Below are 12,337 nucleotides of genomic sequence, written 5' to 3'. Positions count from 1 at the left end.
ATAGGACGATCCGCTTTCGCCATTTGTGGCGAAGACCCGTTCGCGGGTCTAGATAGTACGCGCCGACAGGCGTTTCTCCAGGCCGGGCCGTTTTGGCGGCGCGGCGGCATCGAAGGGTGACTTGGGTGGCCGACACCGCCGTGGGCGCAAAGACTGATCCGGCGCATGGGGAAGACCCCAGCCGCCGGGATTTCATTTACATCGCGACGATCGCGGTCGCCGCCGGCGGCGCGGCCTCGCTCGCTATACCGTTCATCGACCAGATGAACCCGTCGGCCGACACCCTGGCCCTGGCTTCGATCGAATTCGATCTGAGCAAGGTCGCGGTCGGTCAGCAGGTGACGGTGAAGTGGCGGGGCAAGCCCCTGTTCGTCCGTAACCGCACGGCGGCCGAGATCGCCGCGGCGGTCAAGGACGACCATGCGTCGTTGAAGGACCCCCAGACCGACGCCGACCGGGTCAAGCCCGGGAAGGCCAACTGGCTGGTCCTGATCGGCAGCTGCACCCACCTGGGTTGCGTTCCAACCTTCGGCGGCGGCGCTTACGGCGGCTGGTTCTGCCCGTGCCACGGCTCGGTGTACGACACATCGGGTCGCATCCGTCAGGGTCCTGCTCCGAAGAACCTCGCGGTTCCGGACTACACCTTCCTATCCGACACCAAGGTCAAGATCGGCTAAGAGACGATGAGCGGACATTCGACCTACGAACCCAAGACCGGTATCGAGCGCTGGCTCGACGCCCGTCTGCCGATCGTGCGCCTGGGCTACGACAGCTTCGTCGACTACCCAACGCCGCGAAACCTCAACTACTGGTACACGTTCGGCGGCATTCTCTCGCTGTGCCTGGCGTCCCAGTTGATCAGCGGCATCATCCTGGCGATGCACTACAACCCCGGCGCGGACCACGCCTTCGCCTCCGTCGAGCACATCATGCGCGACGTGAACTACGGCTGGCTGATCCGCTACATGCACGCCAACGGGGCGTCGATGTTCTTCATCGCCGTCTATATCCACATGCTGCGCGGCCTCTATTACGGGTCGTACAAAGCCCCCCGCGAAGTGCTGTGGATCCTGGGCTGCGTGATCTATCTGCTGATGATGGCCACGGCCTTCATGGGCTACGTGCTGCCCTGGGGCCAGATGAGCTTCCACGGCGCCGTCGTGATCACCAACCTGTTCGGCGCCCTGCCGCTGGTCGGTCCAGCGATCACCACCTGGCTGTGGGGCGGTTTCGCCGTCGACAGCCCGACCCTGAACCGCTTCTTCTCGCTGCACTACCTGCTGCCCTTCATGATCGCCGGCGTGGTGATCCTGCACGTCTGGGCCTTGCACGTGGTGGGCCAGAACAACCCGACCGGCGTCGATCCCAAGTCGGAGGCCGATGTCCTGCCCTTCACGCCGTACGCGACGGTGAAGGACGGCTTCGCGATGAGCCTGTTCCTGCTCCTCTTCGCCTTCTTCGTCTTCTACATGCCCAACGCCCTGGGACACGCCGACAACTACATCCCGGCCAACCCGCTGGTGACGCCCGCCCACATCGTTCCGGAATGGTATTTCCTGCCGTTCTACGCGATCCTGCGCGCCGTTCCCGACAAGCTGTTCGGCGTGCTGGCCATGTTCGGCGCCATCGCCTGTCTGTTCGCCCTGCCCTGGCTGGACACCTCCAAGGTGCGCTCGATGCGCTACCGGCCGACCGCCAGGATCCACTTCTTCATCTTCGTGGTGGCGTGCTGCATCCTGGGCCTCTGCGGCGCCAAGCTGCCGTCGGAGCCGGTCATCCCGGGCCTGACGACATTCAACCTGGTGGACGCCGACCTGAACAGCTTTGTCTGGCTGTCGCGTCTGGCGGCGTTCTATTATTTCGCTTTCTTCCTGGCGATCCTCCCCCTGCTCGGCTTGTTCGAAAAGACCTTGCCGGTGCCGGATTCCATCGCCTCCCCCGCCCTGTCGCATCCGGCCACTATTCCGGCCGCAGCGACCGCCGCGCCTGAAATGAAGGGCTGACTTCGATGCTGCGCAAACTTTCCGCCATCGCAGCGGTCGCGGGTCTCCTGACGGCCGGCCTCGCGGGCCCCGCCCTGGCCAGCGGTCACGCGCTGCCGGCCAAGGAGGTCAAGTGGTCCTTCGACGGCCCGCTGGGCAAGTTCGACCAGGCCCAGCTGCAACGCGGCTACAAGGTGTATCGCGAGGTCTGCTCGGCCTGCCACGCGATGAGCCTGGTCAGCTTCCGTAACCTCGGCGACAAGGGCGGCCCGTTCTACGACGAGAAATACTCGGCCAAACACGGCAAGACCTCGAACGACAACCCCAAGGTCAAGGCGATCGCCAAGGAGTACGAGGTCGCCGACATCGACTCCGAGACCGGCGATGCGATCAAGCGTCCGGCCACCCCGGCCGACCACTTCGTCTCGCCCTTCGCCAACGAGGCCGCGGCCCGCGCCAGCAACGGCGGCGCGCTGCCGCCGGACATGTCGCTGCTGGCCAAGGCTCGTGAAGAAGGCCCCAACCACATCTATTCGATCCTGACCGGCTATGCGGCGCCGCCGGCCGGCCTGAAGGTCGGCGACAACCAGCACTACAACAAGTACATGGCGGGCGACCTGACCTCCTATTGGTCGGGCAGCCACGAGCATGTGCCGCCGGGCGGCTTCATCGCCATGGCCCCGCCGCTGAAGGCCAACCAGGTCACCTTCGACGACGGCGCCCCGGCCACCCTCGACCAGGAAGCCAAGGACGTCTCGGCCTTCCTGATGTGGGCCGCCGAGCCCAAGCTGGACGAGCGCAAGCAGACCGGCTTTGCGGTGATGATCTATCTGCTGCTGTTCTCGGGCCTGCTCTATGCCAGCTACCGTAAGGTCTGGAAGAACGAGTCGCACTGACCGCGACCAAGGCTTTCGAGGAATTCAGGGCCCGGCGGAAACGCCGGGCCCTTTTTCTTGGATGGTCTGGGGCGCGGCAAGCGCCGGGGTAAGCCAAAGGCGCGACGCCTTGGGATCGAAGATCAGGCGATAGGCCGACAGCACCGTCGCGCCGATGGCGCCGACCACGCCATCGGGAAGCTCGCCCGCCACCACGGCTGGAACGTTCTGGCGCAGCACGCCGTCCAGCGACAGTCCGCGCAGCGTCCCCGCAGGCTTCTGCCGGGGCGCGTCGGCCGCGCCTCGGGCCCGCACGCCGCCGGCCGAGGCGGTGTCCAGGGCGAACGGGCCAGAGACGCCGCGCAGGCCGTCGGAGGCCGCCGCCAGCACCGTCGGGGTCCCGCCGACCATCGTCACCTTCAACCCGCGGCCGGCGGGGCGCGGCGGGGCGTCGCGCGACCGCAGCTGCAATCGGCACGGGGCGAAGTCCAGGATCATCAGGTAACGGTCAAGAACGTCGGCCCCGATGACACCGGTGATCGGGGTGGAAAAGCCGACGCTGCGGTAGTCGAGGTCGCGCACTGTCACAGCCGTCGCTGCGGTACGCTGGCCAGCGACGCTCACCGGAAGGCTCAGGGCGGTGTCGGAAAAGCCCGCCGTCTGGGCGGCGGTCTCGTGCAGCAGGGTGCGGGGCGCCGACAGGTCGATGACGAAATCGCCGCTGACCCCGCCGATCGCGGCGGGGGCGACCACGGCGCCGTTTTCGAACCAACAGGCCGTTGTCCCGGCGACGGCGCGACCGCTGCTCGCCGCCAACAGACTCAGGACCAGCACGGGGATCGGGTGGCGCATGACCCGATCCTAGCCAAGCTTTTGTCGTCCGGCGACAGGTGACGTCTCGGCTTCCCTAATGTGACTATGGACATAGAAAGCTCTGTGATGCAGAGTTATCTGCAAGTTCGTCATTCCAAGCCTAGGAGGCCATCGTGCGTCTGTTTTCCGCCCTGATCCCGATCGTGATCCTGACGACCTGCGCCGGTGTCGGCCAAGCCCAGACCCCGCCCGATCCCGCCGCTCGGATCGCCGAGCAAAAGGCCGCCATGAAGGCCCTGGCCTGGATGGACGGCGTCTGGCGCGGTCCGGCGGTCGCCACCGGCGCGGGCGGTCGCAAGATCGAGCTCACCCAGACCGAACGCAGCGGTCCGTTGCTGGACGGCGTGTTGCACGTGGTCGAGGGCCGTGGCTACAACGCCGACGGCACGACCGGCTTCAACGCGTTCGGCGTGATCTCCTATGATCCCGCCAAGGGCTACAGCATGCGCTCCTACGCCATGGGCCAGGCCGGCGACTTCCCCATGACCCTGACGCCGACTGGCGCAGTCTGGACTATCCCTGCCGGGCCGGCGACCCTGCGCTATACGATCACCGCCCAGAACGGCGTCTGGCACGAGGTTGGTGAACGCGTGGTCGAGGGCCAGCCGCCGACGCCGTTCTTCGAGATGACCCTGAAGCGTATCGGCGACAGCGCATGGCCATCGGCCGGGGCGATCGAGCCGAGCTAGGCCTCGCCTTTCGCTCCACCGGCCCGCTGGAACAGCTGCAACGTCCGGAGCATGGCCAGCTTGGCGCCGTCGGCATGGTGGCCGCTCGGGGCGACGAAGGCGTGACCGGCGTCGTACAGCCAGACCGGCAGGTCGGGATGGGCGGCCTCGATCGAAGCGACGTCGGCCAGCGGGATCAGCGCGTCGGTCTTGCCGAAATGCAGGATGGTTGGGACCCTCGGCGTCTCATCGACATAGGCGATAATGTCGCCGCCGTAGAAGCACGCGACCGCTTTCAGCCCCTGGCAGCGGCTAGCCGCGAGCCAGGCGGTCGTGCCGCCGTAGCAGAAGCCCAGGGCGAAGACCGGGCCAGCCGCTGAGAGAGTGTCGATCGCCGCCTGCACGCGAGGCAGGGCCGCAGCGCCCCAACCGCTGGCCTCGCCCATCGCCATGCGGGCCTCGAGAGCTTGTGGGTCAAGATCGGCGACGGGGAAGGGGATTTCGGGGCCGTCGAGCAGGCAAGGCGCGATGACCTCATAGCCCTGGTCGGCCAGGCCGTCGGACAGCTCGCGGATATGAGGCGTGACACCCCAGATGGCGTGCAGGATCACCAACCCCCCGCGCCGCGCGTCGCCGGGCGGAGCGTGATAGGCGGCGAAGGGCTCTCCGCTGGCCGTCACCAGGCTGATGCGCCCGCCGGCCATGCTCAGGCCGCGCCGTGGGCCTGGAAGAGGGCCAGGGTTCGCGCCCGGGCCATCTGGGCGTCGTCGAGGTCGGCGTCGGGTCGGCCGTCGTTGTTGAAGCCGTGGCCGCTGTTCTCGTAGATGTAGATGGGCACGTCGGGATGGGCGTCTTCAACCGCCGCCTTGACGGCGTCGGCGGGGATATGGCCGTCCTTGCGGCCCAGGTGGACGATCACCGGGCAAGTCAGGGGTAGGGCGGCGTTGGCCGCGACCATGCTGCCGTAATAGCTCGACCCTGCGGCCAGGCCCGTCAGCTTGCTCGCCGCCAGCCAGACCAGCGAGCCACCCAGGCAATAGCCGACCGCGAAGACCGGGCCGCGCGGGGCCAGGTCGTCGATACAAGCCTGGATGTCCGACAGCATCTTCTCCAGGCCGATGGACTGGACGTGGCCGATCCCGATCGGGAAGGCCGCCGGCTCATGCTCGGCAACGTAACCGGGTTCCGCGCGGTCGAAGATCGACGGCGCGAGCACTTCGAAGCCCAAGGCCGACCAGCGCGCCACGTCGGCCAGCACATATTCGTCCAAGCCGAAGATCTCCTGGATCACTACGATCCCGCCCTTGCGCGGCCCCTGCGGCGCGGCCTGGGCGGCGGTGAAGGCGAAGCCGTCGAGAGCTGAGGTGAAGGTGACGGTGTCGGTCATGGGACGCTCAAGCGAAGGGTTGATACGGAAACGGCCGGATGTGAGCCCGGCCGCTGGTGGTTCTAGACGTTGAACCGGAAGTGCATCACGTCGCCGTCCTTGACGATGTAGTCCTTGCCCTCGGCCTTCATCTTGCCGGCCTCCTTGGCGCCGTTTTCGCCGCCCAAGGCGACGAAGTCCTCGTAGGCGATGGTCTCGGCGCGAATGTAGCCCTTCTCGAAGTCGGTGTGGATGACGCCGGCCGCCTGGGGGCCGGTATCGCCCACATGGATGGTCCAGGCGCGGGCTTCCTTGGGGCCGACCGTGAAATAGGTCTGCAGGTCCAGCAGGGTGTAGGCCTCGCGGATCAGCCGGTTCAGGCCGGGTTCTTCCAGGCCCAGGGTCTCCAGGAACTCGGCGCGTTCATCGGCGTCGAGCAGGGCGATCTCGCTTTCGATCTGGGCCGAGATCACCACCGACTTGGCGTTGTCCTGGGCGGCGCGGGTGGCCACCAGGTCGGAATAGCCATTGCCCTTGTCGGCGCTACCTTCATCGACATTGCAGACATAGAGGGCCGGCAGGGCGGTCAGCAGTTGCAGCATGTGCCAGGCCTTCTGGTCGTCCTCGTCGATCGTGGCGGCGCGAGCCGGCCGGCCGGCCCGCAGCAGGTCCAGGGCGATGGTCGCCAGACGCAGGGTGTTGGCGCTTTCCTTGTCGGCGCCGACCTTGGCGCGCTTCTCCAGGGCGGGAACGCGCTTTTCCAGGCTCTCCAGGTCGGCCAGCATCAGCTCCATCTCGACGATCTCGAGATCGCTGAGCGGGTCGATGCGGCCCTCCACGTGGACGATGTCGCCGTCCTCGAAGCAGCGGGCGACGAAGGCCACGGCGTCGCAGTCGCGGATATTGGCCAGGAACTGGTTGCCCAGGCCTTCGCCCTTGCTCGCGCCGCGCACCAGGCCGGCGATATCGACGAAGGTGATCCGGGCCGGGATGATCTCCTTGGAGCCGGCGATCTTGGCCAAGGCGTCCAGGCGCGGCTCCGGCACCGCCACTTCGCCGGTGTTGGGCTCGATCGTGCAGAACGGATAGTTGGCGGCCTGGGCCTGGGCGGTTTGCGTCAAGGCGTTGAACAGGGTGGACTTGCCGACATTGGGCAGGCCGACGATGGCGACTTTAAGGGCCATGGATCTCTCGTGAATTTCGTTGGCGCGCGCTTAGCACGGATCGGCGGGGAAGTCCCCTTCGGTGCGTGAGGCTCCATCCACTTGGCCCCGCGAAGCGGTCAGGTCGGGGCAAGGGGGTGTCTCTTGCTGGTCCAAGACGCGCCCAGTTCGAGGTGGGCGAGCGCGCCGGTCTCGAACACAAGGCTTGCGAGTGTTACTCTGTATGTCGGCGGGCGTGTGATGATTTGGCGCCGGCGGAAGAAGACGCCGCAGAGGTAGCTTGAGCGTCTTAAAAAGTTCTGTCGAAATTCCGACATAATAAAACGCCGAGCAAATTATTTGGTCGAAACATGACGCGGGCCGATTTTAGTGATTACATACTTTTCACCGCTTCACCGCCATTCCGGGCGAGCGACCCGGCCCGGGTATCCGATGAGTCAGGGCCTAGCTTCCACCTACACCTATGTCGCTTCCAGTCTCGATGGGCGGGCGTCTTTCCTTGACCTGAAGGTCATGGCAGACTCCGACGAGATGACCCGCCACGCCCAACGGCTGTTGGCCGATCATCGCAGCTGCGACAAGGTCGAGGTCTGGGCTGACAGCGTCTGCGTGGCCGTGGTGGCGCGCTAGCCGGATGACGCGACCGCGCCATCCGGCTAGCGCTCTCAACCCAGAGCATTTTTCGAACGAAGTGGTTCCGGTTCGCGCGAAGAAAAATGCGTCAAAACAGAAGATTAGAGCTCACGGCCTGACGCAGTCAGGTCGGGAAATGCTCTAACCCTTGTCGACGACGTGGGTGGTCGGGCGGTCGTCGCCGGCCGACAGTTCCTCGTGCCACTGCCCCTTGGCGTCCTCGTAGACGATGCCCGTATCGTTCTCGTCGGTGAGTTGTTGTTCACTGGCCACGCGTTGGGCGGTTTTCAGGGCCGCCTCGTGGGTCGGGAAGGTCTCGGAGAACACGTCGCCCAACTTGTAGGCCCAGCCGCCGTCGTGTTCGACGATGGTGTAGGTGATGTCGGTCATGGGCGGACTCCGTGGTCTGGGGCGGGATTAGGGGCAGGGGAACGGCGGGAAGGAGAGCACGGTTCCGGGACGGCGTCTTGCGACGGGTTCCGAACCTTCACCTTTGCGCCGCGTTTAGAAAGCTACAGCCTAGCTCTGGAGTTCCCATGATCCCTGTTCCCGCGCGCGCCGCCCTGCTGCTGACCGGCCTGCTCGCCGTGGCGGCCTGTTCGCCGAAGACCGAGCCGACGACCGCCCGGTCCGCGCCCGAGGCGACCCGCGGGGTCGGGGCCGAGGTGCTGGTCTATCAATGCGACAACGGCCAGACGTTGCGGGCCAGCTATCCCGACCGCGACACGGCCCTGGTCGAATATCAGGGCCGCTCGCGCATCCTGAAGAGCGCCCGCGCGGCCAGTGGCGCGCGCTATGTCGGCGACAGCCTGCAGTGGTGGACGCAAGGGTTGGCGCGCGGCGCCGTGGCGCCCCTGGCGATGGGCGAGGACCTGGCCTCAGCGGTCAGTGTCAACTGCGCGGTCGTTCCGCCGCCGGCCGTCACCGCTCCGCCGGCTCAGCCGCCTGTGGCGGTGACGGAGCCGGCGCCGATCGCCGCCGTGAGCCCGCCCGCGCCGGTTCCGGTGGTGACGCACGCGCCTACGCCGCTCGCAGAGTCGCTGATCGGGCCGTCGCGTGACCTGGGCGGCGTGCTGCCGCTCAAGCACGGGATCTTCGTGGCGTCCGGCGCCTCGTGCGGCTCACCGCCCAACGCCGCTCTGCGCCGCTATGACGGTGTGGGCCTCAGCGGGGCTCATACGCGCGCCTGCCGGGCCAAGGTGCTGTCACATCGCGGCAAGGCCTATGAGGTGGATCAGTCGTGTCTCGACGCCGGGTCAGGCCCCGCCAAGCGCACGAGCGAACGCCAGACGATCGTGATCGAGAACAACCTGAACTTCGTCCTGCGCCGCAAGGCCGGCGAGCAGCGCTTCAAATACTGCGCGGCCTCGCTGCTGCCGGCTGGGGTGAAGTAAAATCCTTCTCCCCTCGTGGGAGAAGGTGGCGGCCAAGGGCCGACGGATGGGGGGCCTCTCGAACGGAACCGCCGCGACCGGCCTTTCGGCTGATCGCGGCGGTTCTGGTCTTCAACCCCTCATCCGACCCGCTGCGCGGGCCACCTTCTCCCGCAAGGGGAGAAGAAGATCACGCCACCTTCACCCGCGCCGCGCTCTCCGGGAGGTCCGTCCCGAACGCCCGCTGGAAGAACTCGGCCACGGTCGGGCGCTCCAGCTCATCGCACTTGTTGAGGAAGGTCAGGCGGAACGCCAGGCCGATGTCGCGGTCGAAGATGTCGGCGTTCTGGGCCCAGGTGATGACGGTGCGGGGGCTCATGACCGTGCTGATGTCGCCGTTCATGAAGGCGTTGCGGGTCATGTCGGCGACGCGGACCATGGCGGCCAGGGTGCGCTTGCCGTCCGGATTGTCATAGGAGGGGTTCTTGGCCAGAACGATGCCGGCCTCGACGTCGTGGTCGAGATAGTTGAGCGTCGTGACGATGCTCCAGCGGTCCATCTGGCCCTGGTTGATCTGCTGGGTGCCGTGATAGAGCCCCGTGGTGTCGCCCAGACCGATAGTGTTGGTCGTGGCAAACAGCCGGAAATAAGGGTTGGCGCGGATGACCCGGTTCTGGTCGAGCAGGGTCAGCTTGCCGCCGGCCTCCAGCACGCGCTGAATGACGAACATTACATCCGGGCGACCAGCGTCATATTCGTCGAACACCAAGGCGATCGGGCGCTGCAAGGCCCAGGGCAGAATTCCCTCACGGAACTCGGTGATCTGCTTGCCTTCCTTCAGGACGATGGCGTCCTTGCCGACCAGATCGATGCGCGAGACGTGGCTGTCGAGATTGACCCGCACCAGCGGCCAGTTCAGCCGGGCGGCGATCTGCTCGATGTGGGTGCTCTTGCCGGTGCCGTGATAGCCCTGGACCATCACCCGGCGATCATGGGCGAAGCCCGCGCAGACGGCCTTGGTCGTCTGAGGATCGAACCGGTAGGCGGCGTCGATCTCCGGGACGTGGCTGTCCTTGTGGCTGAAGTACGGGACCTTCATGTCGCTGTCGACGCCGAACGCGTCGCGCAGCGTGACCCACTTGTCGGGGGCCAGGGTGATCAGGGGATCGGCGGCGTGGGCGTCGGTCAGATCGGGCATGCGTTTCCGATACCGCCTTGACGTGGGGGAGGGGAAGGGGCGAGGCGGTTTCAGAGCCCAAAAAAAAGCAAGCACCCCGGATGGCGGGGGCCATCCGGGGTGCTCGGCTCGCACCCGCGAGGGTCTTAGTGGTTGGCGATGATCACCGAGGCGATCAGGCCGGTGGCGACGGCCGTCAGCAGGAAGCGGTCGTTCACCTGCTGCCAGCGATAGCCGCGGGGCGGGGCGCGCAGGCCATGACGGCGATAGTCGCTCACATAGTAGCGGTTATCGCGGTAGCGGGCGTCCAGGCGCTGGCCGCGCTGCCAGCGGCGGGCGTCGTGGCGGCCGTCCTTGCGACCCTCGCGATAGGCGTGACGTTCGTCGCGACGGTCATCGCGACGGTCATCGCGACGGTCGTAGCGGCTATCGTGACGGTCATCGTGACGTTGCTCGTAGCGATGGTCGTCGTAACGTTGCTGGCCGGCGGCCATGGCTGTCCCCGACAGGGCCGTGCCGGCCAGCAGGGTGGCGGCCAGGGTAGAAATGATCAGACGCTTCATGGTGAGGTCCTTTCCTGGAGTGTGTGTCGGTCCGACACCGCCGAACCTCGTCTTCGCAGCTTCGACGCTAGCGAAGGTGATTTGGACCTGGGATGAACGGCGCTAGTCAGGATTAGTTCATGTTGGCTTGGCCGGGTTCGGCTGGCGCCGATTCGAGTTTGGAGCGTTCCCTTGCCCATGAGATTCCCGATGCAGCGCTTGTCCGACCTTCGACCGCACCGAAGCCTTGCCCGGCTGATCGAGGCCGCCAAGGGCGAATTGGGCGTCGTGCTGGCCCTGCTGGTGCTGGCCGGGGGCATGCTGGCGGCGCTGCGCCTGTCCGAAGAGGTCGGCGAGGGCGACACGCGGGTGTTCGACCTGCGCGTGCTCCAGGCCTTGCGGGCTGGCGATCCCCACATCCTGATCGGACCCAAGTGGCTGCATATCGCCGCCGCCGACATCACCGCCCTGGGGTCGGTGACGGTGCTGGGCCTGTTCGTGCTGCTGGCGCTGAGCCTGCTGCTCAGCCTGCGCCGCTGGAGCGCTGCGCTGGTGCTGCTGACGGGCGCGGTCGGCGGGGTCGAGATTAGCCAGGCGCTGAAATATGCCTTCCTGCGCGAGCGGCCGGACCTAGTCTACCGCGCGGTGGAGGCCTCCAATCCCAGCTATCCGTCCGGCCACGCCATGCTGTCGGCCGTGGTGTTCCTGACCTTGGGCACCCTGGCGGCGCGGTTTTCGACCAGGCGTCGGGTCAAGGTGATGGCGATCGGCTCCGCAGTGCTGGTCAGCCTGCTGGTGGGCGCCTCGCGGATCTATCTGGGCGTCCACTGGACCAGCGACGTTCTGGCCGGCTGGAGCATGGGCGCGGCCTGGGCCATGACCTGCTGGCTGGCGGCCTGGGCCTGGGAGCGGCGGGTGGGTCGGCGGCTGGATGGGTCGCTGGAGCGGGGCGAGCCGATTTCCTGACCTCAGGCCGGACCAGCCTGGGCGAAGGCCTCCGGGGAAGACGCCTTGCCTTACCCCGTCATCCCCGATTTCTGCAGGGTCTTGTAAGCCTTGATCACCCGTTGGAGCTTGTGCTCGGCGCTGCGGTCGCCGCCGTTCATGTCGGGGTGGCAGCGCTTGAGGAGGTCCTTGTAGGCGGCGCGGATGGCCGGGCCGTCGGCGCCGGCCTCCAGGTCGAGGTCAGCCAGGGCCTGGCGTTCCAGCTTGCCAAGGTTACGGCTGACGGTGGCGGACTCGGCCTTGCGCTTCTCGGCGCGGAACAGGCCGAAGGGGTCGGCGATGTGGCGGGCGTCGCGGGCGGCGGCGGCGGCGGCCTCGCGCGAGCCCCGGTCGGCCTTCATCGACCAGGTCGGTCGGCCGCCGGTCATCTTCTCCAGCTCCTGCTGCGAGCGAATCTGCCCCTCGCTCATGCCGGCGTAGAAGTTCCAATTCTTGTTGTATTCGGCCGCATGCTTGAGGCAGAAATTATAATAGGCGCCCGGCATGTCGCGCGACTTGGGCGCCTTGGAGGTGGCGGCCAGGCTGCACTCGGGGTGATCGCAACGCACTTCGCCCGGTTTCAGGGCGAAGACGTCGTTCTCCCGCGCCTTCTCCTCGGCCGTTTTCGGCGGGCGGACACGGATGTCAAAAAACTTGGGGCGATATTCAAACTCGGCGCTCATGGCGCCTAGAGTAAGCCG

Annotated in this window: 15 protein-coding genes; 7 read left to right on the top strand and 8 right to left on the bottom strand. The window is 66.7% G+C overall.

The features are described 5' to 3' along the window. Positions 1 to 125 precede the first annotated feature (125 nt). From petA to ACP696_RS18610, 3 genes are read left to right on the top strand one after another with little or no spacing between them, the layout of a single operon-like run. On the top strand, positions 126 to 677 hold the full coding sequence (gene petA / locus ACP696_RS18620; protein ID WP_426014365.1) for a ubiquinol-cytochrome c reductase iron-sulfur subunit: 552 nt from the start codon (positions 126 to 128) through the stop codon (positions 675 to 677). Positions 678 to 683: 6 nt separating this feature from the next. Beyond that, positions 684 to 2,003, top strand: coding sequence for a cytochrome b (locus ACP696_RS18615; RefSeq protein WP_426044156.1), 1,320 nt, complete (start codon positions 684 to 686; stop codon positions 2,001 to 2,003). Positions 2,004 to 2,008: 5 nt separating this feature from the next. Then, positions 2,009 to 2,878, top strand: a complete 870-nt coding sequence (locus ACP696_RS18610) for a cytochrome c1 (protein ID WP_426044155.1) — start codon at positions 2,009 to 2,011, stop codon at positions 2,876 to 2,878. A gap of 24 nt (positions 2,879 to 2,902) precedes the next feature. Here the strand turns inward: ACP696_RS18610 and ACP696_RS18605 are convergent, their stop codons facing one another. After that, positions 2,903 to 3,709 carry a hypothetical protein gene (locus ACP696_RS18605; RefSeq protein ID WP_426044154.1) on the bottom strand — a complete coding sequence of 269 codons (807 nt, stop codon included), beginning with the start codon at positions 3,707 to 3,709 and terminating at the stop codon, positions 2,903 to 2,905. A gap of 134 nt (positions 3,710 to 3,843) precedes the next feature. Here ACP696_RS18605 and ACP696_RS18600 point away from each other — a divergent pair, with 134 nt between their 5' ends. Beyond that, positions 3,844 to 4,419 (top strand): DUF1579 domain-containing protein, encoded by a 576-nt coding sequence (locus tag ACP696_RS18600; RefSeq protein ID WP_426044153.1) that lies wholly within the window; start codon positions 3,844 to 3,846, stop codon positions 4,417 to 4,419. Here ACP696_RS18600 and ACP696_RS18595 read toward each other — a convergent pair. The 3 genes from ACP696_RS18595 to ychF all read right to left on the bottom strand — a co-directional run bounded on the left by ACP696_RS18595 (position 4,416) and on the right by ychF (position 6,948). After that, a complete protein-coding gene (locus ACP696_RS18595; protein WP_426044152.1) occupies positions 4,416 to 5,102 on the bottom strand; it encodes a dienelactone hydrolase family protein in 687 nt (228 codons plus the stop codon). The genes ACP696_RS18600 and ACP696_RS18595 overlap by 4 nt on opposite strands. Positions 5,103 to 5,104: 2 nt before the next feature. Then, positions 5,105 to 5,785: a dienelactone hydrolase family protein gene (locus ACP696_RS18590; protein ID WP_426014375.1), complete on the bottom strand. Its 681-nt coding sequence runs from the start codon at positions 5,783 to 5,785 to the stop codon at positions 5,105 to 5,107. A 62-nt stretch (positions 5,786 to 5,847) separates the two neighbouring features. Further along, positions 5,848 to 6,948 (bottom strand): redox-regulated ATPase YchF, encoded by a 1,101-nt coding sequence (gene ychF / locus ACP696_RS18585; RefSeq protein ID WP_426014377.1) that lies wholly within the window; start codon positions 6,946 to 6,948, stop codon positions 5,848 to 5,850. A gap of 411 nt (positions 6,949 to 7,359) precedes the next feature. Here ychF and ACP696_RS18580 point away from each other — a divergent pair, with 411 nt between their 5' ends. Continuing rightward, positions 7,360 to 7,557: a hypothetical protein gene (locus tag ACP696_RS18580; RefSeq protein WP_426014379.1), complete on the top strand. Its 198-nt coding sequence runs from the start codon at positions 7,360 to 7,362 to the stop codon at positions 7,555 to 7,557. 144 nt (positions 7,558 to 7,701) lie between these two features. Here the strand turns inward: ACP696_RS18580 and ACP696_RS18575 are convergent, their stop codons facing one another. Continuing rightward, positions 7,702 to 7,950: a DUF2188 domain-containing protein gene (locus tag ACP696_RS18575; RefSeq protein WP_426014380.1), complete on the bottom strand. Its 249-nt coding sequence runs from the start codon at positions 7,948 to 7,950 to the stop codon at positions 7,702 to 7,704. Between the two features lie 146 nt (positions 7,951 to 8,096). Here ACP696_RS18575 and ACP696_RS18570 point away from each other — a divergent pair, with 146 nt between their 5' ends. Then, complete coding sequence (locus ACP696_RS18570; protein WP_426014382.1) at positions 8,097 to 8,954, top strand: MliC family protein; 858 nt, start codon at positions 8,097 to 8,099, stop codon at positions 8,952 to 8,954. Positions 8,955 to 9,123: 169 nt separating this feature from the next. Here the strand turns inward: ACP696_RS18570 and cobS are convergent, their stop codons facing one another. Both cobS and ACP696_RS18560 read right to left on the bottom strand, forming a co-directional pair. Beyond that, complete coding sequence (cobS, locus tag ACP696_RS18565) at positions 9,124 to 10,131, bottom strand: cobaltochelatase subunit CobS (RefSeq protein WP_426014384.1); 1,008 nt, start codon at positions 10,129 to 10,131, stop codon at positions 9,124 to 9,126. A gap of 125 nt (positions 10,132 to 10,256) precedes the next feature. Next, positions 10,257 to 10,673 carry an RcnB family protein gene (locus tag ACP696_RS18560; RefSeq protein ID WP_426014386.1) on the bottom strand — a complete coding sequence of 139 codons (417 nt, stop codon included), beginning with the start codon at positions 10,671 to 10,673 and terminating at the stop codon, positions 10,257 to 10,259. Between the two features lie 189 nt (positions 10,674 to 10,862). Between ACP696_RS18560 and ACP696_RS18555 the strand changes: the two genes are divergently transcribed. Beyond that, entirely contained in the window at positions 10,863 to 11,618 is a 756-nt protein-coding gene (locus ACP696_RS18555; protein ID WP_426014389.1) for a phosphatase PAP2 family protein, read from the top strand. Between the two features lie 50 nt (positions 11,619 to 11,668). Here ACP696_RS18555 and ACP696_RS18550 read toward each other — a convergent pair whose 3' ends face one another. Then, positions 11,669 to 12,319 (bottom strand): J domain-containing protein, encoded by a 651-nt coding sequence (locus ACP696_RS18550; protein ID WP_426014391.1) that lies wholly within the window; start codon positions 12,317 to 12,319, stop codon positions 11,669 to 11,671. Between the last annotated feature and the right edge of the window lie 18 nt (positions 12,320 to 12,337).

Origin of the sequence: Caulobacter sp. DWR3-1-2 (genome assembly GCF_049896225.1) — a bacterium.
In the GTDB taxonomy this organism is placed as follows: domain Bacteria; phylum Pseudomonadota; class Alphaproteobacteria; order Caulobacterales; family Caulobacteraceae; genus Caulobacter.
Note: the sequence above shows the minus strand (reverse complement) of the source record. Positions and strands in the feature narration are given on the sequence as shown.

Coding starts and splice junctions, on each gene's coding strand:
- ACP696_RS18570 (WP_426014382.1), top strand. CDS start 8,097: ATGATCCCTGTTCCCGCGCGCGCCGCCCTGCTGCTGACCGGCCTGCTC.
- ACP696_RS18615 (WP_426044156.1), top strand. CDS start 684: ATGAGCGGACATTCGACCTACGAACCCAAGACCGGTATCGAGCGCTGG.
- ychF (WP_426014377.1), bottom strand. CDS start 6,948: ATGGCCCTTAAAGTCGCCATCGTCGGCCTGCCCAATGTCGGCAAGTCC.
- ACP696_RS18580 (WP_426014379.1), top strand. CDS start 7,360: ATGAGTCAGGGCCTAGCTTCCACCTACACCTATGTCGCTTCCAGTCTC.
- ACP696_RS18550 (WP_426014391.1), bottom strand. CDS start 12,319: ATGAGCGCCGAGTTTGAATATCGCCCCAAGTTTTTTGACATCCGTGTC.
- ACP696_RS18575 (WP_426014380.1), bottom strand. CDS start 7,950: ATGACCGACATCACCTACACCATCGTCGAACACGACGGCGGCTGGGCC.
- ACP696_RS18610 (WP_426044155.1), top strand. CDS start 2,009: ATGCTGCGCAAACTTTCCGCCATCGCAGCGGTCGCGGGTCTCCTGACG.
- cobS (WP_426014384.1), bottom strand. CDS start 10,131: ATGCCCGATCTGACCGACGCCCACGCCGCCGATCCCCTGATCACCCTG.
- ACP696_RS18560 (WP_426014386.1), bottom strand. CDS start 10,673: ATGAAGCGTCTGATCATTTCTACCCTGGCCGCCACCCTGCTGGCCGGC.
- ACP696_RS18555 (WP_426014389.1), top strand. CDS start 10,863: ATGCAGCGCTTGTCCGACCTTCGACCGCACCGAAGCCTTGCCCGGCTG.
- ACP696_RS18595 (WP_426044152.1), bottom strand. CDS start 5,102: ATGGCCGGCGGGCGCATCAGCCTGGTGACGGCCAGCGGAGAGCCCTTC.
- ACP696_RS18605 (WP_426044154.1), bottom strand. CDS start 3,709: ATGCGCCACCCGATCCCCGTGCTGGTCCTGAGTCTGTTGGCGGCGAGC.
- ACP696_RS18590 (WP_426014375.1), bottom strand. CDS start 5,785: ATGACCGACACCGTCACCTTCACCTCAGCTCTCGACGGCTTCGCCTTC.